The organism is Parasulfitobacter algicola (assembly GCF_013315265.1).
GTDB classification, from domain to species: Bacteria; Pseudomonadota; Alphaproteobacteria; order Rhodobacterales; family Rhodobacteraceae; genus Parasulfitobacter; species Parasulfitobacter algicola.
On record NZ_JABUFE010000011.1, the window covers coordinates 45,604 to 66,606 of the forward strand.

At 52.2% G+C, this 21,003-nt stretch carries 24 protein-coding genes and 1 tRNA gene; 3 read left to right on the forward strand and 22 right to left on the reverse strand.

Annotation, left to right across the window (positions count from 1 at the left end; translation table 11 throughout):
- Positions 1-3 precede the first annotated feature (3 nt).
- The 13 genes from HRQ87_RS15755 to HRQ87_RS15815 all read right to left on the reverse strand — a co-directional run bounded on the left by HRQ87_RS15755 (position 4) and on the right by HRQ87_RS15815 (position 8,793).
- Complete coding sequence (locus HRQ87_RS15755) at positions 4-666, reverse strand: phage tail tape measure protein (RefSeq protein ID WP_174139401.1); 663 nt, start codon at positions 664-666, stop codon at positions 4-6.
- Between the two features lie 11 nt (positions 667-677).
- A complete protein-coding gene (locus HRQ87_RS15760; protein ID WP_174139402.1) occupies positions 678-863 on the reverse strand; it encodes a rcc01693 family protein in 186 nt (61 codons plus the stop codon).
- A gap of 1 nt (position 864) precedes the next feature.
- Complete coding sequence (locus HRQ87_RS15765; protein ID WP_174139403.1) at positions 865-1,182, reverse strand: gene transfer agent family protein; 318 nt, start codon at positions 1,180-1,182, stop codon at positions 865-867.
- Between the two features lie 3 nt (positions 1,183-1,185).
- Positions 1,186-1,599 carry a phage major tail protein, TP901-1 family gene (locus HRQ87_RS15770; protein WP_174139404.1) on the reverse strand — a complete coding sequence of 138 codons (414 nt, stop codon included), beginning with the start codon at positions 1,597-1,599 and terminating at the stop codon, positions 1,186-1,188.
- A 22-nt stretch (positions 1,600-1,621) separates the two neighbouring features.
- Positions 1,622-2,032 carry a DUF3168 domain-containing protein gene (locus tag HRQ87_RS15775; protein ID WP_174139405.1) on the reverse strand — a complete coding sequence of 137 codons (411 nt, stop codon included), beginning with the start codon at positions 2,030-2,032 and terminating at the stop codon, positions 1,622-1,624.
- Positions 2,029-2,367, reverse strand: coding sequence for a head-tail adaptor protein (locus HRQ87_RS15780; RefSeq protein ID WP_174139406.1), 339 nt, complete (start codon positions 2,365-2,367; stop codon positions 2,029-2,031). Before HRQ87_RS15780 ends, HRQ87_RS15775 begins: the two co-directional genes overlap by 4 nt.
- Complete coding sequence (locus HRQ87_RS15785; RefSeq protein ID WP_174139407.1) at positions 2,364-2,963, reverse strand: head-tail connector protein; 600 nt, start codon at positions 2,961-2,963, stop codon at positions 2,364-2,366. The genes HRQ87_RS15780 and HRQ87_RS15785 overlap by 4 nt, the downstream gene beginning before the upstream one ends.
- 156 nt (positions 2,964-3,119) lie before the next feature.
- Positions 3,120-4,301, reverse strand: coding sequence for a phage major capsid protein (locus HRQ87_RS15790; RefSeq protein ID WP_174139408.1), 1,182 nt, complete (start codon positions 4,299-4,301; stop codon positions 3,120-3,122).
- Between the two features lie 38 nt (positions 4,302-4,339).
- Positions 4,340-4,885, reverse strand: coding sequence for an HK97 family phage prohead protease (locus HRQ87_RS15795; RefSeq protein ID WP_246252350.1), 546 nt, complete (start codon positions 4,883-4,885; stop codon positions 4,340-4,342).
- A 14-nt stretch (positions 4,886-4,899) separates the two neighbouring features.
- Positions 4,900-5,124: a GTA head formation protein, RCAP_rcc01685 family gene (locus tag HRQ87_RS15800; protein WP_174139410.1), complete on the reverse strand. Its 225-nt coding sequence runs from the start codon at positions 5,122-5,124 to the stop codon at positions 4,900-4,902.
- A gap of 3 nt (positions 5,125-5,127) precedes the next feature.
- Positions 5,128-6,288, reverse strand: coding sequence for a phage portal protein (locus HRQ87_RS15805; protein WP_174139411.1), 1,161 nt, complete (start codon positions 6,286-6,288; stop codon positions 5,128-5,130).
- Positions 6,289-6,431: 143 nt separating this feature from the next.
- The gene (locus HRQ87_RS15810; protein WP_174139412.1) at positions 6,432-7,841 is read right to left on the reverse strand and encodes a DNA-packaging protein; all 1,410 of its coding nucleotides are present in this window, start codon (positions 7,839-7,841) and stop codon (positions 6,432-6,434) included.
- A 526-nt stretch (positions 7,842-8,367) separates the two neighbouring features.
- On the reverse strand, positions 8,368-8,793 hold the full coding sequence (locus HRQ87_RS15815) for a SufE family protein (protein ID WP_174139413.1): 426 nt from the start codon (positions 8,791-8,793) through the stop codon (positions 8,368-8,370).
- 133 nt (positions 8,794-8,926) lie between these two features.
- On the opposite strand from HRQ87_RS15815, the gene HRQ87_RS15820 reads away from it, so the two are divergent.
- A complete protein-coding gene (locus tag HRQ87_RS15820) occupies positions 8,927-9,388 on the forward strand; it encodes a hypothetical protein (RefSeq protein ID WP_174139414.1) in 462 nt (153 codons plus the stop codon).
- Here HRQ87_RS15820 and rnd read toward each other — a convergent pair.
- The 4 genes from rnd to HRQ87_RS15840 form a co-directional block, all read right to left on the reverse strand.
- Entirely contained in the window at positions 9,385-10,542 is a 1,158-nt protein-coding gene (rnd, locus tag HRQ87_RS15825) for a ribonuclease D (RefSeq protein WP_174139415.1), read from the reverse strand. The genes HRQ87_RS15820 and rnd overlap by 4 nt on opposite strands.
- Before the next feature lie 105 nt (positions 10,543-10,647).
- On the reverse strand, positions 10,648-11,235 hold the full coding sequence (purN, locus tag HRQ87_RS15830) for a phosphoribosylglycinamide formyltransferase (protein WP_174139416.1): 588 nt from the start codon (positions 11,233-11,235) through the stop codon (positions 10,648-10,650).
- Positions 11,232-12,278 carry a phosphoribosylformylglycinamidine cyclo-ligase gene (gene purM, locus HRQ87_RS15835; RefSeq protein ID WP_174139417.1) on the reverse strand — a complete coding sequence of 349 codons (1,047 nt, stop codon included), beginning with the start codon at positions 12,276-12,278 and terminating at the stop codon, positions 11,232-11,234. Before purM ends, purN begins: the two co-directional genes overlap by 4 nt.
- A 68-nt stretch (positions 12,279-12,346) precedes the next feature.
- On the reverse strand, positions 12,347-12,763 hold the full coding sequence (locus tag HRQ87_RS15840) for an ABZJ_00895 family protein (RefSeq protein WP_174139418.1): 417 nt from the start codon (positions 12,761-12,763) through the stop codon (positions 12,347-12,349).
- Positions 12,764-12,868: 105 nt separating this feature from the next.
- Between HRQ87_RS15840 and HRQ87_RS15845 the strand changes: the two genes are divergently transcribed.
- Positions 12,869-12,945: transfer RNA gene (locus HRQ87_RS15845), tRNA-Ile, on the forward strand.
- Positions 12,946-13,206: 261 nt separating this feature from the next.
- On the forward strand, positions 13,207-14,910 hold the full coding sequence (locus HRQ87_RS15850; RefSeq protein ID WP_174139419.1) for a VWA domain-containing protein: 1,704 nt from the start codon (positions 13,207-13,209) through the stop codon (positions 14,908-14,910).
- A gap of 280 nt (positions 14,911-15,190) precedes the next feature.
- Here the strand turns inward: HRQ87_RS15850 and HRQ87_RS15855 are convergent, their stop codons facing one another.
- The 5 genes from HRQ87_RS15855 to kynU all read right to left on the reverse strand — a co-directional run bounded on the left by HRQ87_RS15855 (position 15,191) and on the right by kynU (position 20,891).
- Entirely contained in the window at positions 15,191-16,810 is a 1,620-nt protein-coding gene (locus tag HRQ87_RS15855; RefSeq protein ID WP_174139420.1) for an AMP-binding protein, read from the reverse strand.
- Positions 16,811-16,850: 40 nt separating this feature from the next.
- Positions 16,851-17,954 carry a glycine cleavage T C-terminal barrel domain-containing protein gene (locus HRQ87_RS15860; RefSeq protein ID WP_174139421.1) on the reverse strand — a complete coding sequence of 368 codons (1,104 nt, stop codon included), beginning with the start codon at positions 17,952-17,954 and terminating at the stop codon, positions 16,851-16,853.
- Positions 17,955-18,043: 89 nt separating this feature from the next.
- Entirely contained in the window at positions 18,044-18,865 is an 822-nt protein-coding gene (locus HRQ87_RS15865) for an alpha/beta hydrolase (RefSeq protein ID WP_174139422.1), read from the reverse strand.
- An 11-nt stretch (positions 18,866-18,876) separates the two neighbouring features.
- Positions 18,877-19,716, reverse strand: coding sequence for a tryptophan 2,3-dioxygenase (gene kynA / locus HRQ87_RS15870; RefSeq protein ID WP_174139423.1), 840 nt, complete (start codon positions 19,714-19,716; stop codon positions 18,877-18,879).
- Entirely contained in the window at positions 19,713-20,891 is a 1,179-nt protein-coding gene (gene kynU / locus HRQ87_RS15875) for a kynureninase (protein ID WP_174139424.1), read from the reverse strand. The genes kynA and kynU overlap by 4 nt, the downstream gene beginning before the upstream one ends.
- Positions 20,892-21,003: the final 112 nt, after the last annotated feature.

Here is a 21,003-nt window from a genome sequence, read left to right on the forward strand (position 1 = left end):
CTCTTACCGATTACGCTGTCCACGCGATAACGCGCGGTTCATCTGTGTTGAAATCTGTGATTGTGATCGCCGGAAACCTTCGACATCTGGTGTCGAAATATTCATTACGATTGTCGTCGGCCTTCCGCCGCCGTCGGTTTTAACACCAAGCCGGCCATCCGGCCCACGCGACAAGGGCATAATCGCCTCGGGCCCAGCTTCGCCCATAAGACCCATACCACCGCGCATTGGGAAAGTGGTCGGCCCACTCAATACGCCACCTTTTGCAAAGGGCGTGACTTTACCTTGGGAAAACGCACCGCCCTTTTCAAACGGCATAAGCCCCTGCATCAGTGAACCAACCCCACTGCCAACTAGATTGCTGACATGATTTGTGACAGGACGAATGGCAGCAGAATACGCGGTATCAACCATCGACTTTGCAATTGTATCCAAAGCATCCGACAATTTCATCCCATCGAAAACCACACCATCAAAAGCACGTCTCAACCCTTTGCTCATACCTGTTGACAAACTATCTACCTCACGGCCTGTGGCCCCTAAGGTGTTTCGCATTCTGACCAGTTCTGTATCAAAAGCTGCAGCGACACCTGAGGCACCGCCAAGTGTGCGCTCCAACGCAGACACTTGATCATCAAGCGTATCAAGGCCTTCTAATTCTTTCATATGTGATCTCCTTAAGTGTCAGGATAGGCCGCAGCCAATTCATCCAACCGAGAGCGTGTAAGCGGCGCATCTGCACTGGTTGTCCCTAGCAAGAACAGCAGTTCAGCCGGGGTCAGCGCCCAGAATTCAACAGGCTTCAAAGCCAATCCACGCATTCCGGCCCGCATTAGCGCGGGCCAGTCAAATCCATTTTCCATTTTATGTAACCGGCAGGGCGAACGCGCGGGCCAACAGCTCAGCCGCGACACGGGCAGCCTCAACTGGACCGCCCTCGATCTCAGAATGCAGTAAATCGGCGGCCGATCCATTCCAGCCACCACCACGAAGACCTGCAACAATCAATGCCAAAACATCCCGCGTTGAAAACTGGCCGCGTTCAAAGCGCTCAACCATCTCCACAAGCGTGCCTGTATCCAAAGCTGCCTCAAGCTCGGCCAACGCACCCAGCGTCAACTTTGCCACGTGACGCTGCCCATCTAAGACCAACGCCACTTCCCCCGTCCAAGGATTGGCCATCGTTTAAAGTGCCGTAAAATTCAGCGCACCAGCCGAGGCCATCGACATTTCATATGTCGCTTCCCCGTTGTGGCTGCCTGAATATTCGATTGAAGTGACCTGAAAACGGCCCTCAACAATTCCAAAGTCAGGGATGATAACCTGAAATCGTGGCGTTTCCCCATCAAAGAAAATTTGCCGTGCACGTTCATCCGTGGCGGCATCTTTAAACACACCAGACCCTGAGATTCCTGCAGACTTGACGCCAGCACCACCAAGCAACTCGCGCCAACCACCCTGGCTTTCCAGGCTAGTCACATCAACGCTTTCAGCATTGAAATTAATCCGCGAGGCCCGTAGCCCCGCTATAGTTTCGAATTGACCATCATCGGTCATGTCGAGTTTAATTAAAAGGTCTTTACCATTTTGGGCAGCCATTGTCGTTCTCCGTTAAAAAGTGTCAATTATCTTCCACAAGTGCGCGAAATTTGAGATCAATCCGCCGTTCGGCGCCGGTTCCCACACGCCGTGCCAAAGCTTTTTCAAAATTCAGCGCAATTAAACTGCCCCGCGACAACGTCAAATCCGCATCAATCAAAATGTCGGATAGAAGGGCAGCCAATTCCTTGGCTGTTTGAAACCCCGCCGCATTTGTCATCACCGAAACAGTAAAAACATGTGATGCCCCCTGCCCAGTCATATCTGACCTGTCACGCACATCCTCGGGGCCCAGCGTGATATAGGTATCTGGCAAAGTGCCAGATGGGATCGCATCATAAACTGCAGTGCCAACACGCGCTTGAACACCCGAGTTTGTACTAATTTCCTGATAGACTGCGGCCTGAAGGGCTGCGCTTACACCATAGCTCATGCGGCCACCTCCTCAATTGCGTGACAAATCAGATATCGTCCGTTGGCATCGCTTTCACCGACGGCAAGGATGCGAAACACACGGCCACCATCGCGAAACCGCTGATCAGCTTTTGGTCGTGATGCTGTACCGAAAGGGGCACCGCGCACAGTAATGCGGTAAGACATACGAGATACCGGGCCAAAACCGCCTGACGTTTCACGGCCTGATCCAGCTTTGATTTCTGCCCATAATGTACCAAGGGCTTGCCAATTTTCACGAAAGCCCCCTGCACCATCAGGAAGCTGAACTGCGCCTTCTAGCACCAATTCCCGCGATAGATTGACCGCACTCATCGTTGACCACCTGCGGTCAATCGAACGGGCTTATAACGCTGAAGCAAGGCTGTCACACCAAATGGCATGCATCCATCACCCAGTCCCGTTTCATGCCGGTATTCGTAATAATGTGACGCCAAAAGCAGGACAGCTTGCGCCAGATCGGCAGGCAATCCACCCCAGTTATCTGCATAGCCAGCCCTGAACTGCACCTCAACCGTGCCGTGTTTTGGAATGCTTGGCAATGCGGCGCCACTAGACACGATCATAGGCCTATGCCCATCCGGGATCAAACGGCACCGACCCTCAGGTACATCACTTACAACATCATCTGCATTGATCAGGCGAATTGGTAACAATGCAATAACTGGCGCGACTGGAAAAACTTGATGATCAACAGCCTGCCATCTTGTCAGAGTCCATGAAAAGTCTCTTTCAATCAGAACTTTACCAGTTCGCGCTTCAATTGCAGCCATTGCTGCCCGCAAAAAGCTTTCAAGAACAGCGTCTTGCAGCCCTTCATCGCTGAACCCTGTACCCAGGCGCAGGTGCCGCTTAAACTCTGTGACCGGCAAAGCACCTGCGAGCACTGTGGTCTGTTCAACTAACATCATGGAAACTCTCCGAAAATCCGAGTTTTCCCCCCAAAGAATGGACGCGCGCCGCCCATATTGCTCGGACGGAGGGGAGCAGCTAGACAACACGGGGGATTAGAAAGGCGCGCGCCCAAGGTCAGGCGGCCCTGTCCGGGACCGCCCGTTCACAACGCCTTAAGACGCTGCGAATTTCAGCAGTTTGATTGCTTTGAAATCGCTAACATCACCGCCAACACGTTTTGTTGCGTAGAACAGAACATTCGGCTTGGCCGAGAAAGGATCACGCAAAATCCGCAGATCAGGGCGCTCCGCAACAGTGTAACCGGCTGCGAAATCTCCAAAGGCAATCGCATATGCGTTATCAGCGATATCTGGCATATCTTCGGCAATCAGAACTGGATAACCCAGTAAACGTGCTGGTTCACCAGCGGCCAAGCCATCTGACCACAGGAAACGGCCTTCGGCATCTTTGACCTTGCGGATCTCACCAGCAGTTTTCGAATTCATGACAAATGTTGCGTTCGCGCGGTACTCGGCGCCAAGGGCGTAAACCACTTCGACCAGCTTGTCAGGATCGCCCAAGCCACCAGGTGTTTCAGTGGCAATGTAACCCAAGCCACCCCAGGTCCATACGTTGTTATCCACTGCAGGATGCGTCAGAAAGCCCGTGGGCTTATCCGTGCCATCCCCATTAACAAAAGCAGCGGCTTCTGAACGTGCAAATTTATCAGCGATCTTACCAGCCAACCAGCTTTCAATGTCAAACGCGCTGTCATCCAGCAAGCGCTGCGACGCTTTGGGAAGTGCAGACAGTTCGTGCAGCGGGATAGAAATACGGTCAATCTGCGGCGTATCTGTCTCGGCCATTGCACCACCTTCGGATGCCCAGCCAGAGCCCATATCGCCATGATCCACGATCACATCATACGATGTGGCTTCAACATTGACGACTGTCGCAATCGCACGGATTGATGCAGTGGAATGCAGAACCGAATTGATGGTTTCGGATGTTTGCGGATCGACAAGATAGCCGCCATCGCTGTTGACAGCTGTCGACATGGATTTGCCGTCCAGCTCAAGGCCGCGCAGGCCATCGTCGTCGCCTGAACGCACATAGGCATCGAACGCTTTCTGGTGGGGGGCTTCGTCATGGGCCACCGACAAAACGGGACGGTTAACAGATGTCATATTTTTACGATCCAGCATGGTCAATCTTTCTTCCTGATTTTCGATTTTGGTATGAATAGTGCTTTGGAACTCTTTGAAGTCATTCACGAAACCCGCCAGCGCGGTTTTCATTTCATCGGCCGGAGACAGACCATCCCCGGCCCGAGCCTTCGTCTCGGGTGTGCTCATCTTTCAATCCTTAAATGAGTGCGTGTTGAAACGCTGGCTCAGGTCCGTGCCAGCTGCCGCCGCGCGTCCTCGAACGCGGCAGCCAATTCGCGCAGGGTGGTGTCTTCAGGACTATCGCCCTTGGACCCCACCCGCGCATCTGGAAGCATTGGAAAGGTCACCAGCGACACCTCCCAAAGCTCCAATTCAGACAAGAGCCTGCGGCCCTTGTTGTCTTTCGCTGACATGACAGTACGATACCCAATGGATAATCCATCAATCGCACCTGCCTCGATCAGTGCGGCCGCTTCACGGCCTTTTGCAACATCCGTTAAGATACGACCTTTGACATAAAGTCCTTTTGCATCTTCGCGAACTTCGTCCCAAACACCAATCGGTTGCGTTGGGTCATGCTGCCACAGCATTTTGACCGTGCCCGCTTTTGCCTTCATTGCCGCCAGACTGCGGGCGTAAGCACCTGCCTCAACCACATCGCCGCCCTGATCGCATTTGCCAAATAAAGACGCATAGCCTTCGATCAGCGTGCCATCTGTTACGCTCAACGTTGCGTCTAGTTGGCAGAACTTATGTTCTAACCCATTCATATGTTTCTCCTGCATCACGGCGTCACCGCCAAAACCGATTGGAACGCCTGCGCCAAAATCACGCCAACCACGCCGAACACGATCAGCCAAAGTCGCTTTTCCAGTCGTTCCATCATTTCTTCCACACGATCCAAACGCTTGCTCATTGCTTCGAATTGCAGCGAATTAATCCGTTCGTTCGACGCAATCCGGTGCGCCGGCGCGCAATCAAAGCCATCCAAACTGATAAGCTCGCTCATAATCTATTCCTCGGCCAAAGCGGGTAGACCAAGCAAAGCGCGCTTTTCGGCGTCTGTCAGAAAACTCGCGCCCGCGACCCGTGACCACTGTTGATCACGTTCCGCCGCCAAAGCAGGCACCTGATCAAGATCGGGCTTCAGCTGAACGTCTTCACCTGCGATTGCCGACAGCCAATCCGAAATACTGGCCGCAACCCGTGTCGCCAGCGGAAGAACCGTTAACCGATAAAAAGCGCGATTGGCTTCCTGATAATTGGCATAGGTCGCCTCTCCTGTGATCCCCAACATCATTGGGGGCACACCAAAGGCCATTGCGATCTCACGTGCGGCGGCTTCCTTGGTTTTCTGAAATTCCATATCGGATGGGGAAAATCCCATGGGTTTCCAATCCAGCCCACCTTCCAGCAACATCGGCCGTCCCGCATTGCGTGCGCCCTGATGATGCGTCTCCATCTCGTAAATCAAACGATCATACTGATCTGACGCCATAGTCGCACCCGCGTCAGAGCCTTGATACACAATGGCACCTGACGGACGTGCTGCATTGTCCAAAAGTCCTTTTGACCAACGCGATGCTGAATTATGCACGTCAATTGCCGTCGCCGCTGCCTGCAAGGGGGACAGACCATAATGATCATCTTGCGGATGGAAGCTTTTTATATGGCAAATTGGCGTGACCTCTTGCGTCATATCAAATCGATGTTTGCGCCCACCAACGGCATATTCATAGGCAATCGGCCAACCATCCTTGCCAGGGACAACGCTCATCCGGTCTGAACGCAGAACATGCAATTCGTCCAACGCTCCGACAACTTCGACATAGGCATTGCCCGACAACAAAAGTTGCCCATAAAGCGCCTCAAACAACTCTGCCCGGCCTTGCGCGGGATTTGGACGTTTGATCAGGCTTAAGACCGGGTGCATATCGTAACGCCGCTCAGCGTCCTGCAAAACCAAAGGCAGTGCAGCCGCCGCTTCCGCAATCAGCTTAACAGCACGAAACCCTACAGGGTTCGCTGTAAAGCCTGTCTTAGTCAGCGAAACACTGTCCCGCGGGCTCCAGGCCACACGACCGGATCCGTGATAAGCTATCGCCGGACCCGTTGCAGACGCCTTTTGCTCCGGCGGGGCACTTGCCCCCCGGCGAAAAATTTCCAGTACCATCAAAAGCTCCTCAGTTTGTCCTTCAGCGAACACCTTGCGGGAAATACCCCACAACCAACGCATCATGTGTGGCCAAGAAAAAAGGCAGGGCTTTCACAAAGCACTGCCTTCTTCTTGATCATTAAATATTCACGCGCGTAACTCTACAAAGATCGAATTTGCGGTCTGCGCCATGTCGCAGCGGGCTCAATCATCAATTCATGCAACGCCCAAACCAGCGCATCCACGCGATCGGGGCTACCTTTACCGGTATACCCTTCGGCGGTCATCCGGCACATCTGATCTTCAAGATCACCCAACCCGCGGGCGTGTTTGACACGCCCCTGCTCATACAACGCTGCCACAGGTTCAGATCGCGCAACCTTGCCCTTAGACGCCCGAACAGCGCGATAAGGCACCAGCGGATCGACTTGCCGAACCACCGTTTCAACCAGATCACCGCCTTGGTTAACCTCGGCAATTAACCGTTCGGCTTTATGGTGTCCAACTGTATCAATCGCCCTTTGCGCCCAGGCCATCGGTGATGCCGCTGTGATCGTGGCGTCAGCCAGCACATATACTTTCCAGTTTTGCGGTGCCCCTTGGGCAACGACCCCCGCTACGACAATACCGCATTCGTCCGACCCTTTGTGACCCGTCACTGGTGGGTCAACCGCCACAACGATTCGATCAAGATCAGGCACCACGTCCACTTGCAGCGCCTCCAGCATCTCAGAGGTCCACAAAGCGCCCTCTGTATCCTCCAATAAAATCCCATCCAACTCCTGCCGCCCCAACCGGGTTCCGGCATAGCGCGCACGAACTTCCTCAAGAAAGCTCTCTGCCAAATACGCGCTATTGGCCTCGGTTGGGGCGGTCGTCGTAACTGTCGATGGCGTCTCAAGCAGCTTTTTCAAAACCCCCACATTGCGCGGCGTGGTCGTCACACATTGCTGCGGATGATCACCCAGCCGCAATGCAAACTGCAGCATGTCCCATGTCTCCTCGGCCTTTTTCCATTTGGCCAACTCATCAACCCAAGCCGCATCAAACTGTGGCCCACGCAAGGCCTCAGGCTCATGGGCTGAAAAAACCTGCGCAACAGCGCCATTCGGCCATTCCAGACATTTGCGCGACGCAATCCAGGTCGGGCGACGATCCGGCGGGGAACAAGCCAAGATGCCGCTTTCGCCGAAAATCATCACATCGCGAACCTGATCAATCGTTTCGCCCACCAATGCCACACGCTTTGACCGGCCCGGGTCCATCGCCTTTGGACCTTCGACCTGCGATCTTACCCACTCAGCACCAGCACGGGTCTTGCCCGCACCACGTCCGCCCATGATTACCCATGTCTTCCAATTCATTTTTGGCGGTAGCTGATGATCATGGGCCCAGAATTCAAAAATGTAAGGAAGAGCACGAAGCTCTTCCTCACCAAGACTATTCAGAAACTCGTCTTGAACAGCATCGCCCGCGCAGCTTAACCAAACGGCCCCGGATCTGACATCTTGCGGCGTCAAGATCCAATGGCTCCCCGACGATGACGCCTCGTTCTTTTCTGTCGCGTTCATCGATCTTCGCCCTTTCTTGTAAAACCAGCTCATTCGCCTTCATCAGATTGACGATATGACCCCTAAGCGATTTAATCTCTCCCAGGTCGCCGGCTTTCAAAGCTGCTATGGTGTCCTGTACAGCGTCTTCGCACTGGTCCAGGTGTCGTCGTGCCGACGCCATCAGGCATCGCGCGTTTTTGTCTTCCTCAGTCTCGATACGAGTCATCATGCTCATGTGGTTTGCCTATGTTGCTTTTTAGCCTCCACACGAGAGAAACGAAAAAACGGCCTAAGGGTTATCCCCCGGCCGTTTGCCCACTTCTTCTAGCATGTCACAAGGTGTACATTGGACCGTTCGCAAAGTCAAGAAAAATCGCCTTAGCTACTTCCGCTAACCGTACGGTATCATTAACAAATTCTTAATTTAAGAAGTTAATAAACTATTAACAAATCTCTATACTACTCAATTCAAAGGCAAATTAGAAATACACCGCATGGTTGAACTGAAAGAAATGTATAATTTCGCCTGAAAAACGGCACATACCTATCTTGCAGTCGTCGCAGCAATAGACCGAATCCGTTCGATCATAGCGCGCAATCCGTTGGACCTTTGCGCCGACAGATGATCATTCAGACCAAGACGGCCCAACTCTGCCAATGCATCCACCTGCGTTACGTCTCTAACTGTCAGATCATTATAAAGTGCATGTAAAACAGCAATCAGCCCTTTAACAATCATCGCGTCACTATCACCGCGGAATGTAAAGACGGCACTAGGGCCATCGCCCTTAATCTCAGGAACCAGCCAAACCTGACTGGCACAGCCATCGACTTTTGTTGCGGGTACACGAAACGCATCCTCCAAAGGCGGCATCGCTTTGCCCATATCGATCACATGGCGATAACGATCTTCCCAGTCTTCCAAAAACTCAAACGTCTCTGCAATATCCTCAAAGGCTTCGGTTGCCATGTCATACTCCTTTTCAGCAGCAAACAGTTAGGGCTGATATCACCAAAGGTCCAGACCAACCGGATGCGCAGAATGGCTTTTCAACCCCGCAAGGATGCGATACGCCCAATCAAAAGGTATTTGAGGAGTCTTTATGCGCCGTTCCATATTATCTGTATTGATCCTTGGCACATGTCTTGCTGGTTGCGCGACAGTGCGCGAAAGCCGCGTCAACCCGTTCAACTGGTTTGGAAACGCACAAGAAGAAACACTGCAAGCCGCCCCTGAACGCGCCACAACGCAAGATCGTCGCCCCATGGTCAGCCAGATTGTTTCGATTGAAATCGATCGGACGCCCGGCGGCGCTATATTACGTGCTGTGGGTCTGCCCCCGACTCAAGGATATTTTGCTGGCGATCTTGTCCGCGTTCAGAATACCGATCCTGGCGTTCTGACGTATGAGTTCAGAATAATCCCACCGCGCGGCACCCAAAGAACAAGCACACAACAATCACGCGAAGTGGTTGTTGCCCTGTTTATAACAGATCAGGATTTGCAGCGTGCCAGCGCGATACGCGTTATCGGTCAACTAAACGCACAATCTTTACGGCGTTAAAGATCAACAATCACCACACGACCGGATTGCGCGGCCAGACCGATTTCACCATTGCACAGGCGCAGGGCATCTTCTCCGAAGACCTCTTTGCGCCAACCCTTCAGCGCTGAACAATCCCTTAAGCCAGCCGACAACCCATCCAGATCCGACGCAGAAGCGATTAGCTTTTGCGCCACACCTGCACCTTCGGACTTTGCTTTCAGCAAAACGCGCAACAAATCGGCCAAAGCCGGATTCACCTGCAACTTGTCCCGACTACGATCTGGTTTTGGTTGATCTTCTGGCGGGCATGCCAGCCCTGCAGCAACGGCGGCTATTATGCCTTCCGCAATCTCGCCCCGTCGCGCATCGCGCAACAAAAGCCGCGACCGGCCCAAATCAGCCAAATTGGCGGGTTTAGTTGATGCCAGTTCAACCAACGCATCATCTTTGAACACCCGATTACGCGGCACATTATGCGATTGGGCATAGATTTCGCGAAAGGCGGCCAGTTCCCGTACAATGGCCAGAAAACGTCCTGAATTCGTACGTGTCTTCACACGGTTCCAGGCCTGCATCGGTTCGATGATATATGTATCCGGGGTCAGCAGAACCTGAAGTTCTTCCTCAACCCATTTGGTGCGCTTGGTCTTTTTCAACTCGGCAGACAGATATTCGTAAATTTCACGCAGGTGCGTCACATCGGCCAAAGCATAGGTCTTTTGCGCATCCGTCAGCGGTCTGCGCGACCAGTCCGTAAACCGCGATGTCTTGTCCAATGATTCCCGTGTGATTTTGCGAACCAGCGTTTCATATCCAACCTGATCACCAAATCCGCACACCATTGCAGCCACTTGCGTATCAAATAACGGGTCGGGAAAAACATCCGCCTCAATAAAGAAGATCTCAAGATCCTGACGCGCGGCATGAAAAACTTTGACAACAGATGTATCACGAAACAGGTCATATAAAGGGTCAAGCGACAAGCCATCGGATAGCGGATCCACTAAAACGGCATCATCCGCACCATCCCCCGGCACAGCCAGCTGCACCAAACAAAGCTTGGAATAATAGGTCCGTTCACGCAGAAATTCTGTATCTACCGTTACATATTCATGTGTTTTGGCTTTGTTGCAAAACTCAGCCAAACTGTCCGTCGTCGTCAGCGTCTTCATATGGGGCCGTTCTTTATTTGTTTTGGGCGCAACCCTTGCCGCAAAATTATTAATGAAATGCGGCAGAAAAGAAAAGCCTAGTGAAAATTCTTTAGACATTGCCGCCTATGATAGAAAAACCGGTGTGCGGTCCCCTGCCGCAAAACGGCGCAGAACGGTGGGGTATAGAATATGTTCCTGCACCAGAACGCGGGCTGTCAAAGTTTGCACCGTGTCTTTCGCCATAATCGGCACCCGCGCCTGCCCCAAAACAGGGCCGTCGTCCAGTTCAGCCGTTACTTCATGCACAGTGCAGCCGTGTTCGGCATCACCCGATTCAATCGCGCGCTTGTGGGTGTGCAGACCACGATACTTTGGCAATAGCGACGGATGAATATTCAGCATCCGCCCCTGCCAGTGCTTTACGAAACCCGGCGTTAGCACCCGCATGAAGCCTGCCAGACATATAATGTCAGGCGACGCTGCGATCAGCTGATCTTTTAGGGCTGTCTCAAAGCCTGGGCGATCCTCAAACCGCCGGTGATCCACTGCCTGGGCTGGGATTCCCATCGTGCGGGCTTTGTCCAGACCACCTGCTTTTGGATCGTTTGACAATACAAGAACCGGTCGTGCCGGATGGTCGCCAGTCATGCTTTCAGCCAGCTTGACCATATTCGACCCCCCGCCTGAGATCAGAATGGCAACACGCTTCAAATCAGACGACCTGTCGTTTTTACGCCCTCACCGGTTTCAACCCGACCAATCACACTGACCGTTTCGCCCGCATCCTGTAGCTGCTGCAAAAGACCGTGCATGCGGTGTTCATCCACCACCAGCACCATGCCAATCCCTGCGTTAAAGGTTTTCAGCAACTCCGCCTGATCCAGGCCACCCGTGTCAGCCAGCCATTTGAAAACCGAAGGCAGTTCCCAGCTTGACAGATCAATCGTTGCACCCAGCCCATCGGGCAAAACACGCGGCAGGTTTTCCGTCAAACCACCGCCCGTGATATGGGCCATGGCATTCACACCACCCGCCTTAACTGCCGCCAGTGTGGATTTTACGTAAAGCCGTGTCGGTGTCAGCAGCGACGCACCCAGGGTCATGTGATCAAATGGGGCCGGATCATGCCAACCAAGGCCCGATACTTCGACAATCTTGCGCACCAGCGAATAACCATTCGAATGTACCCCGTCCGAGGCCAAGCCAAGCAGCACATCGCCCTCACTGACAACACCCGGCAAATCTGCGCCGCGCTCAATCGCGCCTACGGCAAAACCGGCAAGATCAAAATCGCCAGCCGCATACATGCCCGGCATTTCAGCGGTTTCCCCACCAATCAGTGCGCAACCTGAATGCAGACACCCTTCGGCAATGCTTTCAATAATCCGAGCGGCTTGATCTTGATTCAACTTGCCAGTGGCAAAATAATCCAGAAAGAACAAAGGTTCTGCGCCTTGACAGATCAAGTCATTCACGCACATGGCAACCAGATCAATTCCAATGCTGTCAACCATGCCCGTTTCAATGGCGATCTTCAGCTTGGTGCCTACCCCGTCGGTCGCAGCCACCAGAACCGGGTCATCGTATCCCGCCGCTTTCAGATCAAACAAAGCGCCAAAACCGCCAAGCCCAGACATCACACCAGGTCGCTGTGTCCGCTTGGCGGCCGGTTTAATCCGCTCGACCAAGGCATTGCCTGCGTCTATATCAACACCAGCATCTGCATAGCTTAAACCGTTTTTGCCAGGCTTCATCCCGTGTTCCCTATGATGATAATGATTTATCGATGTGCTAGCAGGCAGCACCGCGCTTGTCCACGCAGCTATTTGCGGATTAGTTTTAAATATCCCCATGCACCCATGCGGAAAAACATCCAGGTCAGACCCACATAGGCACACAAAAGAACAGCCCCCATCATCAGCAGGCCTCCGGCACTTGGCATCGCCAAAACGTCCAGAGCGCCCACAGACAATAAGACCGGAAACAACAGGAATAAGCTGACAGATACCATTATGAAACAGACCCAAAACGCTTCAAGCCGCTTTGGTACGCATCCTGCACGTCGCGCAAAATAACCGCCTGTATAAACCCCAGGTAAAGCGGCGGTCGCCGCCATGACAAGCGCTCCCATGTGTAAAATGTCCCCCGCAGAACGACCCTGCAAGACAAACCAGGCGGATGCGGCCGTCATGGTGAAAACCAACAGATAGCGTAAAACAAGTCCAAACAGATGATCCATACGCACCCCATTGCGTTTATCACCCGCGCGTATTGCCCAATCCGAAGCCACAAAGCAACTTGCATCTTGACCTGTCCGCAATGTCTGTTAGGCAGCAGTTTACGGGGGCCTGTAGCTCAGCTGGTTAGAGCAGTCCGCTCATAACGGATTGGTCGCAGGTTCAAGTCCTGCCGGGCCTACCAAAACATTAAAATATCATCCCTGAAATTCATTGATATACGATGACATGTGACTGCAGACCGTATTTGAAGGTGTGGTGATTTGATTTGGGTGTATAAATCACCTACTCAAACCCATTCGTCATTTTGTCACCTGTCCCGAACAACATGCAGATCTATCCGTGTTTTATAAAGACCCCCGCACACCGTTCAGCAATCATCTTGTAGAGCACACTTTGATCCACTAGCCTTAAGGCAAGGAATTTATGTTTTTAGGAGATTTTCATGCGCCTTACATTGTTCTTTTGGATTTTCTTGACTCTTTTCATCTCTGCCGTCTCTGCCCAGGAAACTACAGATACTGACAACGATATCCTGTTTATTCTGGATGGATCGGGGTCGATGTGGGGTCGCGTCAATGACGTCGAAAAAATTGTAGTAGCCAAAAATGTCATGGCTGGTCTAATCGAAGAACTACCCGAAGAGATTCATACCGGATTGATCACATACGGTCACCGAACACGCGGGTCTTGCGATGATATCGAATTAATCGCAGTTCCCGGCACCACGGCACGCACAGATTTGCTGTCTGCGCTGGCCGATGTAAACCCTTTGGGCAAAACGCCAATTGCAGGCAGCCTGATACGTGCTGGCGAAGCCCTTCGCGAAACCGAAAACGCCGTTTCGATCGTTTTGGTATCAGATGGTATTGAAAGCTGCGAAGGTGATCCCTGCGCAACGGCCGCGTTATTGCGCGAACAAGGGATTGACGTAACCATCCATGTGGTCGGGTTTGATGTTGATGCCGAGGCCGAAGAACAACTTAGCTGTATCGCCAAGGCAGGCGGCGGCGAATACTATCAGGCAAGTTCTGCAGATGCGCTAAGTGGCGCGCTGGCCGATGTTCGCACAAGCATTGTTGAGCCTGCGCCAGAACAGGTCATACAGGAAACCGTCACAATTGATCCGAATGTACGTCTTGCCGAAGATGTCATCGGCGGTGTGAATGTCGTTGCTATTGTATCAGGTGAAACGTTGTTACGATTGGCCGGAACAGCGGCCGAGCAAATCCCACCAGGATCTTATCAGTTTGAATTTGATAACTTTCTGTCGCCTGCAATCATCATAGAAAAAGACGAAGAATATGTTATTTCTGCCGCACAATTTGGTCTTTCGATTGTGCAACTTGATGGCACTCAGATCCAAAACGTTCGTGTTTTTGATAATGCGACCAATGAAGAATTGACATATCTTTCAGGAACGATACCCCAGCAATTTCCATCCGGATCATATCGGTTTGAATTTGCTAATTTTACGTCACCTCCATTTCTGATTGAGGCCAACCAGACCTATATTATTTCCCCTTCAGATTTCGCGCTTGCCCAGATCGCAATGGATGGCACACAGTTTACAAATGTCTACATCATCGATGATGCAACCGCTGAAAGGGTAACGTTTCTGAGTGGAACATCGCCAAAAAAGATCCCACCTGGTACCTATCGGTTCAAATTCGCCACCTTCACATCGCCCCCGTTTATTGTCGAAGGAAATGGCAACTATACAATCTCACCGTCAGATTATGGTGTGGCACAGATCGCCATGGATGGCACGCAACTTAAAAACGTATATATCATTGATACCGCAACGGGTGAAAGTCTGACGTATCTCGGTGGGACATCTCCAAAGTTAATCCCGGCGGGCACCTATCAGTTCAAATTCAACCACTTCACATCACCCCCATTTGTTGTCGAAGAAAATGGGATCTATACAATTTCGCCATCAGACTATGGTCTTGCAACGGTACGCACAACGCGCGCCATTTCGGGGGGATTACAGTTACAGCAAGATGGCAAACGCATCGGTACGATTAGGGGTAATAGTCCCATACAAATTGCCCCGGGCGTTTATACTCTGGTCCAGAAGAACGTTGAACTGGATACCGTCACGATTGAACCCGGTGAAACGCGCGTTTTTGAACTTGAGCCATAACCACAGTTTTAATTCTGACGTGGCATCAGCGCTCAAAGTTCTGTCCTTTTACTACTTATCCAAAGGCCCCCTCTGATAATATACCAGAGGGGGAGTTGGCCCGTGAGCGGACAACAAGGAGAGCTTGGAGGCTTCTCGGATGCACCTGCCTCTCAAGGCGTTCCCTCGCCGCCGACAGTTAAAGCGGCGCCATCCGAGACTTCGTTTGATGTAAGATCAACCGGCTCTCTCATAGGAAAGACGTTTCAGAACCAATTTTATTCTCGTAAAAAGAGAATTTTTATACTTTACTCGCGCGATCGCGCAAAACGTATTTCTGAATTTTGCCAGTTGATGTCTTGGGAATATCACCAAAGACAACTTTTTTGGGTGTTTTAAATCCAGCCAAATGCTTTTTGCAAAAGTTGATAATTTCGGCCTCTGTCGCGTCATGCCCCTCGCGCAGTTCAATAAAGGCACAGGGCACTTCGCCCCAACGATCATGCGGGATGGCAACGATAGCGGCGGCCTGAACAGCGGCGTGACGATACAGGACCCCTTCAACTTCAATCGACGATATATTTTCGCCGCCTGAAATAATCACATCCTTCAGCCTGTCGCGGATCTGAACATAGGTATTGTCATGCATTACAGCCGCATCCCCCGTCCAGAACCAACCATCCTTAAAAGCGTCGTCCGTCGCTGCGGCGTCTTTGTAATACCCCTTCATGATCGGATTTCCTCGCACAGCGATTTCGCCCTGGGTCACGCCATCACGCGGAACATCCTGACCTGTCGATTTATCAGCCACACGAACCTGTTCCAGAATTGGAAAGCCCACGCCTTGCATCGATTGCATCTGCGCCTGTTCATCTGCAGAAAGATCAGCCCATTCATCGCGCCACAGACATTCAGTAATGTGGCCAAAGGTTTCTGTCAGGCCGTAAACCTGCATGACATCCAGCCCCATAGCCTGCGATTTCTGCAAGATCGCGGGCGGTGGCGGTGCGCCGGCTGTAAAAACCTTGATCGGCGGCGACACGGGTTCTTCTGCGTCCTTTGCGCTTTCGATCAGCATTTGCAACACAATCGGCGCCCCGCCGAAGTGGGTGACCTTATGGTGTTGAATGGCGTCCCAAATCCGTTCCGGTACGGGATCACGCGTATAAATGATTTTAGCGCCGATACTGGCCAATGCCCAAGGGTGGTTCCAGCCATTACAATGAAACATCGGCACAATGGACAGATAAACGGTGTGTTCCGTCATGGGCCATGTCACAACAGTGCCAAGCGCCATCAGATACCCGCCACGGTGATGATAAACCACGCCTTTGGGCCGCCCTGATGTGCCAGATGTATAATTCAGCGAAATGGCTTGCCATTCATCATCTGGCAGGTGCCACGTTGCATCTGCATCGCCGGTCAGCAGAAAACTTTCATAATCCGTTCTGTCTGATCCGGGCGGCGTGTCTGCTTGGTCATCGACAATTTCAATCACCTCTATATCGCGCCCCAAAATATCAAAAGCGTTTCGCAGCAGGTCAGAAAAAACCGTGTCCGCAATGATCAGCTTTGTGTCCGCATGATCCAGAATATAAGCGACCGTTTCGGCCTCAAGGCGCGTATTGATCGTGTTCAGCACAGCACCCGATACCGGAACTGAAAAATGCAATTCGAACATTTCAGGGATGTTTGGCACGATCACCGACACGGTATCGCCCGCAGCAATGCCGTGCTGTTTCAACGCATCGGCAAATCTGCGACACCTGCCAGCGACCTGCGCCCAGGTACGGTGGATTTCGCCATATATAAAAGCCGTGCGGTCGCCATACACTGTTTCCGCCCGTTTCAGGAATGAAATCGGCGACAACGGTACATAATTTGCGGCAGCCTTTCCAAGCGCCTCGTAATGTTTTTGCATCAGCGATCCCCCCCTTTTTGATCGTCATTCCGGACGATGACTAAACAAACGGCATATCGACCAACTTGCCGCTTACCTGCCCATCACTGCGTATCGCAGTCACATCGTCCCCTGATGCAACATCAACCGAAACCAAAGCATAACCAATGTTTTTCTTCAATCGGTACGACCAAACACAATTGGTCATCTGACCAACAGCGCGATCCCTTTGCCGCAGCTCTTCCCAGATCGCACCCATTGGCTCAGGCGTATCGCCCTCAAGGATGATACCCAGTTGGTGCCGCTTTTGACCTTCCTCGCTGATCTGGCGCAGGGCTTGGATGCCGATAACATCATCCTGCACATCCAAATTTATGTACTTGCCCAATCCCAATTCAAACGGGTTTGTCGTCTCATCTGTATCAGCACGTACGGACAACAGCCCACTTTCTGTGCGTTCCGACGGATTTGGCGTGCCCGGGCCGATATCCCATTTTTGCCCGGCTTCTTTGAAAATATTCCACAGCTGTGTGCCCTTGCTGCCATCGCGCAGATAAATCTCAAAACCACCCTGCTTGGACCAACCCGATCTTTGCACAGCGATTGGAATACCCTCAATCACGGCTTCAAGAAACCAGAAATACTTAATGTCGCGCACCCAGTCACCCATCACGTGGGCGACGACATCTTCGGCTTTTGGCCCCTGCAAAGCCATCGGTGACACATCAGGTTCGGTAATTTCGACATCCAGACCACGCTCTGCGGCAATCGCATGAGACCAAAGCCAAATATCCGAGTCAGCGATAGATAACCAATAAAGATCATCCGCCAGCTTAAGAAGAATCGGATCATTGATCAGTACGCCGTTATGACTGCACAGGGGCGCATATTTGCCCTGCCCCACCTTACAGTTCGAAAAATCACGCGGTGACAGTATTTGCGCAAGTCTGGCGGCATCGGGCCCCTTGAACTGAACCTGACGTTCCGCGCCGACGTCCCATTGCGCGACGCCCTTGATCAGCCGCCAGTATTCAGCTTCAGGATCGCCATAACCGGTTGGCAGAACCATCTGATTGTAAATCGTAGCAGACACCAGACCATCGGCCTGGGTGGCTTGATAAAACGGAGAAGGACGAATTCGTACGGACGGAGCGGCTGAAAACATGGGCGGCATCCCCAGCAAAAAGTATGTCAATATGATGACTTAGACACGGAATTTTGAGTCGCACAAGCATTCTGTGCGGCTAGTAAAATTCAGGTATCCGCCAAGGCAATACGACACATGTCGGAATTCACATCCATCAGCCCGTCAATAACATTGAAATGATGTCTATCAGGCTCAGTCACCTCGGTCGTTTTGATCCCTAAACCCCGCCAAATATTAGCCAGCAATGCGTTTTGACGCAAAAACTCTTGTCGCTCGGTACCGCCAACCCAAGCGGTCAGTCGGACATGCGGCAGCGGCATTCCTAAAGCGGGGCTACTGGAATGTGCGGTGGCTTCGGTCAACCGCAGATCACTGTTACGACTGGTCCGCAGCATCGGCCGCAGATCATGCACACCCGAAATCGACATGACATGGCGCAACCTGTCGGCAACATCACCTGCCAGGGGCGTATCTGCGCACATCATGCGCGACACCAGATGCCCGCCCGCGGAATGCCCGGACAAAACAATCGGCCCGTCAATACGGCTTGCGGCATGGGTAATCGCCTGTCCAACACTCTGTTCAATTCGCGGGATGGTGACATTAGGACACAGATCATAGGACGGCATCGCCACAGCCCATCCCGCCGCAAGCGGTCCTGCTGCAAAATGCGACCAGATGGATTTATCAAAGGCCACCCAATACCCGCCATGTACAAAGGCGAACAGCCCTTTGGGATCGCCTTTTGGCAAAAACAGATCGTACACCGACCGATCTGTCGCGCCATAGCTGATATCCAACTCGCCCTTATGACTGGCCCGGAAATCAGCCGCCGCCTGTTCCCATGTTGCGATGAAGCCATCACCATTCGGAATATTGGTCCGGTTTTCATAAGCCGCGTCCCAATCGGTAATCTGATCAAAATTCATCACGTATATCCTTAAAGAACGGTGCGCACGCGCCAAAGTTCAGGGAAAAGCTCAACCGCTAGCATGCGTTTCAAGTAATCAACGCCGCCCGTGCCCCCTGTGCCGCGTTTAAAACCGATAACACGTTCCACCGTTGTGACATGGTTAAACCGCCAACGCCGGAAATAGTCTTCGAAATCAACAAGTTTTTCAGCCAACTCATACAGATCCCAGTGATCAGACGGATTGCGATAGATCATTTCCCAAGCGTTAATCACTGTCTGATCAGGCGTATAGGCGCGCGATACGTCACGGGTCAAAACTGTGTCTGACAAGGGCAACCCCCGTCGCGCCAGGGCACGCAAAGCTTCGTCATAAAGGCTTGGTTCTTGCAGTTCAGCTTGTAGTTTTTCAATAATCTCACCGCGATGCGTATGGGGTTTAAGCATCGCAGCATTGCGATTGCCCACAGTGAATTCGATCAGCCGGTATTGCCAGGATTGAAACCCTGATGACTGTCCCAGCCCATCGCGAAAGGCCGTGTAATCACTGGGCGTCATCGTGCGCAATACATCCCAGGCATTGTTCAATTGTTCAAAAATACGGGCCACGCGGGCCAGCATTTTAAACGATTGATGTAACTGATCAGCTCGCAACGCTGCACGTGCAGCACCCAGTTCATGCAAAGCAAGGCGCATCCACAATTCGGACGTTTGATGCTGAATGATAAACAGCATTTCATCATGTACATCCGTGCGTGGATGCTGGGCTGTCAGAATACCGTCCAGCGCCAGATAATCACCATAGGACATCTGCCCATCAAAGCCGACATGCGCGCCGTCATCGGTTGGATCATAAGGGCCACTGGTCATGTCACCGCAGCCTTAACCATGAATTTCGGCTGATCCCATATACGATTTTCCAGAATATCGGCCAAAATCGCCACGGCGCGCTTTACATCCGCTTTGTCATTATAAAGCGGCGCAAACCCAAAGCGCATGATGTCAGGCGCACGAAAATCGCCCGTGACGCCTGCGGCAATCAACGCCTGCATCGCAGCATATCCGTGATCAAACCGAAACGATACTTGACTGCCGCGCTTTTCGGGATCACGGGGACTGGCCAAGGTCAGCTGCGGACAAGACGCTTCAACCAGCTGGATAAAAAGCTCTGATAAAGCAATAGATTGCGCACGGATATCGGACATATTCACCTGATCCCAGATGTCCATCGATGCCTCAAGCGCGGCCATCTGGATAACCGGCGGCGTTCCAACCCGCATTCGTGTGATGCCCTGCGCCGGACGGTAATTCTGTTCAAATGCGAAAGGCGCATCATGCCCCAGCCATCCGGCCAATGCGGGATTGATGTGATCAGCCAGATCAGGACGCACATAGATAAACGCAGGCGCACCCGGCCCGCCGTTCAGATATTTATAAGTACATCCAATCGCAAATTCGGCCTGACACGCGGTCAGATCAACAGGGACAGCCCCGGCAGAATGTGCCAGATCCCAGATCACAACGGCACCCGCAGCATGGGCTTTGGCAGTCAGTTCGACCATATCGTGCATTCGACCTGTGCGATAATCGACATGGGTCAACATCAGCACTGCGACAGTTTCATCAATGGCATCTGCGACAGTTTCAGGCTCAACAACTTTTAATTCATGACCGCGATCCAGCGTTTTGATCAGCCCGTCCGCCATGTAAAGATCGGTCGGGAAGTTACCATTATCACTTAGCACGATCCGCCGATCCGGCCGCATATCAAGGGCGGATGCCAGCGCCTGATACACTTTTACAGACAGCGTATCGCCCAACACGACGGTATGTTTTGGCGCGCCGATCAGACGGCCCAGACGGTCGCCCAAAATACCGGGCTGCGCCATCCAGCCGGCCCTGTTCCAGCCACCAATCACCATCTGACCCCATTCATCCTGAAGGGTGCGCATCACGCGGTCAGCCACTGTTTTCGGCAAAGGGCCCAGCGAATTACCATCAAGATAGGTCACATCCTCTGGCAACAAAAACTGATCTTTCGTCATATGTCCCCCGCTTACCAGATACCCGTTTTATTCCATGCCGGGCTCTGAATTACCATCAGAGCAATTTGATCACAGATTATACTTGAAGTCTAAAATATTTTTACTTGAAATA

Excerpts from the sequence above, each read along its gene's own strand:
- HRQ87_RS15755 (WP_174139401.1), bottom strand. The coding sequence starts at position 666 with ATGAAAGAATTAGAAGGCCTTGATACGCTTGATGATCAAGTGTCTGCG.
- HRQ87_RS15760 (WP_174139402.1), bottom strand. The coding sequence starts at position 863 with ATGGAAAATGGATTTGACTGGCCCGCGCTAATGCGGGCCGGAATGCGT.
- HRQ87_RS15765 (WP_174139403.1), bottom strand. The coding sequence starts at position 1,182 with ATGGCCAATCCTTGGACGGGGGAAGTGGCGTTGGTCTTAGATGGGCAG.
- HRQ87_RS15770 (WP_174139404.1), bottom strand. The coding sequence starts at position 1,599 with ATGGCTGCCCAAAATGGTAAAGACCTTTTAATTAAACTCGACATGACC.
- HRQ87_RS15775 (WP_174139405.1), bottom strand. The coding sequence starts at position 2,032 with ATGAGCTATGGTGTAAGCGCAGCCCTTCAGGCCGCAGTCTATCAGGAA.
- HRQ87_RS15780 (WP_174139406.1), bottom strand. The coding sequence starts at position 2,367 with ATGAGTGCGGTCAATCTATCGCGGGAATTGGTGCTAGAAGGCGCAGTT.
- HRQ87_RS15785 (WP_174139407.1), bottom strand. The coding sequence starts at position 2,963 with ATGATGTTAGTTGAACAGACCACAGTGCTCGCAGGTGCTTTGCCGGTC.
- HRQ87_RS15790 (WP_174139408.1), bottom strand. The coding sequence starts at position 4,301 with ATGAGCACACCCGAGACGAAGGCTCGGGCCGGGGATGGTCTGTCTCCG.
- HRQ87_RS15795 (WP_246252350.1), bottom strand. The coding sequence starts at position 4,885 with ATGAATGGGTTAGAACATAAGTTCTGCCAACTAGACGCAACGTTGAGC.
- HRQ87_RS15800 (WP_174139410.1), bottom strand. The coding sequence starts at position 5,124 with ATGAGCGAGCTTATCAGTTTGGATGGCTTTGATTGCGCGCCGGCGCAC.
- HRQ87_RS15805 (WP_174139411.1), bottom strand. The coding sequence starts at position 6,288 with ATGGTACTGGAAATTTTTCGCCGGGGGGCAAGTGCCCCGCCGGAGCAA.
- HRQ87_RS15810 (WP_174139412.1), bottom strand. The coding sequence starts at position 7,841 with ATGAACGCGACAGAAAAGAACGAGGCGTCATCGTCGGGGAGCCATTGG.
- HRQ87_RS15815 (WP_174139413.1), bottom strand. The coding sequence starts at position 8,793 with ATGGCAACCGAAGCCTTTGAGGATATTGCAGAGACGTTTGAGTTTTTG.
- HRQ87_RS15820 (WP_174139414.1), top strand. The coding sequence starts at position 8,927 with ATGCGCCGTTCCATATTATCTGTATTGATCCTTGGCACATGTCTTGCT.
- rnd (WP_174139415.1), bottom strand. The coding sequence starts at position 10,542 with ATGAAGACGCTGACGACGACGGACAGTTTGGCTGAGTTTTGCAACAAA.
- purM (WP_174139417.1), bottom strand. The coding sequence starts at position 12,278 with ATGAAGCCTGGCAAAAACGGTTTAAGCTATGCAGATGCTGGTGTTGAT.
- HRQ87_RS15840 (WP_174139418.1), bottom strand. The coding sequence starts at position 12,763 with ATGGATCATCTGTTTGGACTTGTTTTACGCTATCTGTTGGTTTTCACC.
- HRQ87_RS15850 (WP_174139419.1), top strand. The coding sequence starts at position 13,207 with ATGCGCCTTACATTGTTCTTTTGGATTTTCTTGACTCTTTTCATCTCT.
- HRQ87_RS15855 (WP_174139420.1), bottom strand. The coding sequence starts at position 16,810 with ATGCAAAAACATTACGAGGCGCTTGGAAAGGCTGCCGCAAATTATGTA.
- HRQ87_RS15860 (WP_174139421.1), bottom strand. The coding sequence starts at position 17,954 with ATGTTTTCAGCCGCTCCGTCCGTACGAATTCGTCCTTCTCCGTTTTAT.
- HRQ87_RS15865 (WP_174139422.1), bottom strand. The coding sequence starts at position 18,865 with ATGAATTTTGATCAGATTACCGATTGGGACGCGGCTTATGAAAACCGG.
- kynA (WP_174139423.1), bottom strand. The coding sequence starts at position 19,716 with ATGACCAGTGGCCCTTATGATCCAACCGATGACGGCGCGCATGTCGGC.
- kynU (WP_174139424.1), bottom strand. The coding sequence starts at position 20,891 with ATGACGAAAGATCAGTTTTTGTTGCCAGAGGATGTGACCTATCTTGAT.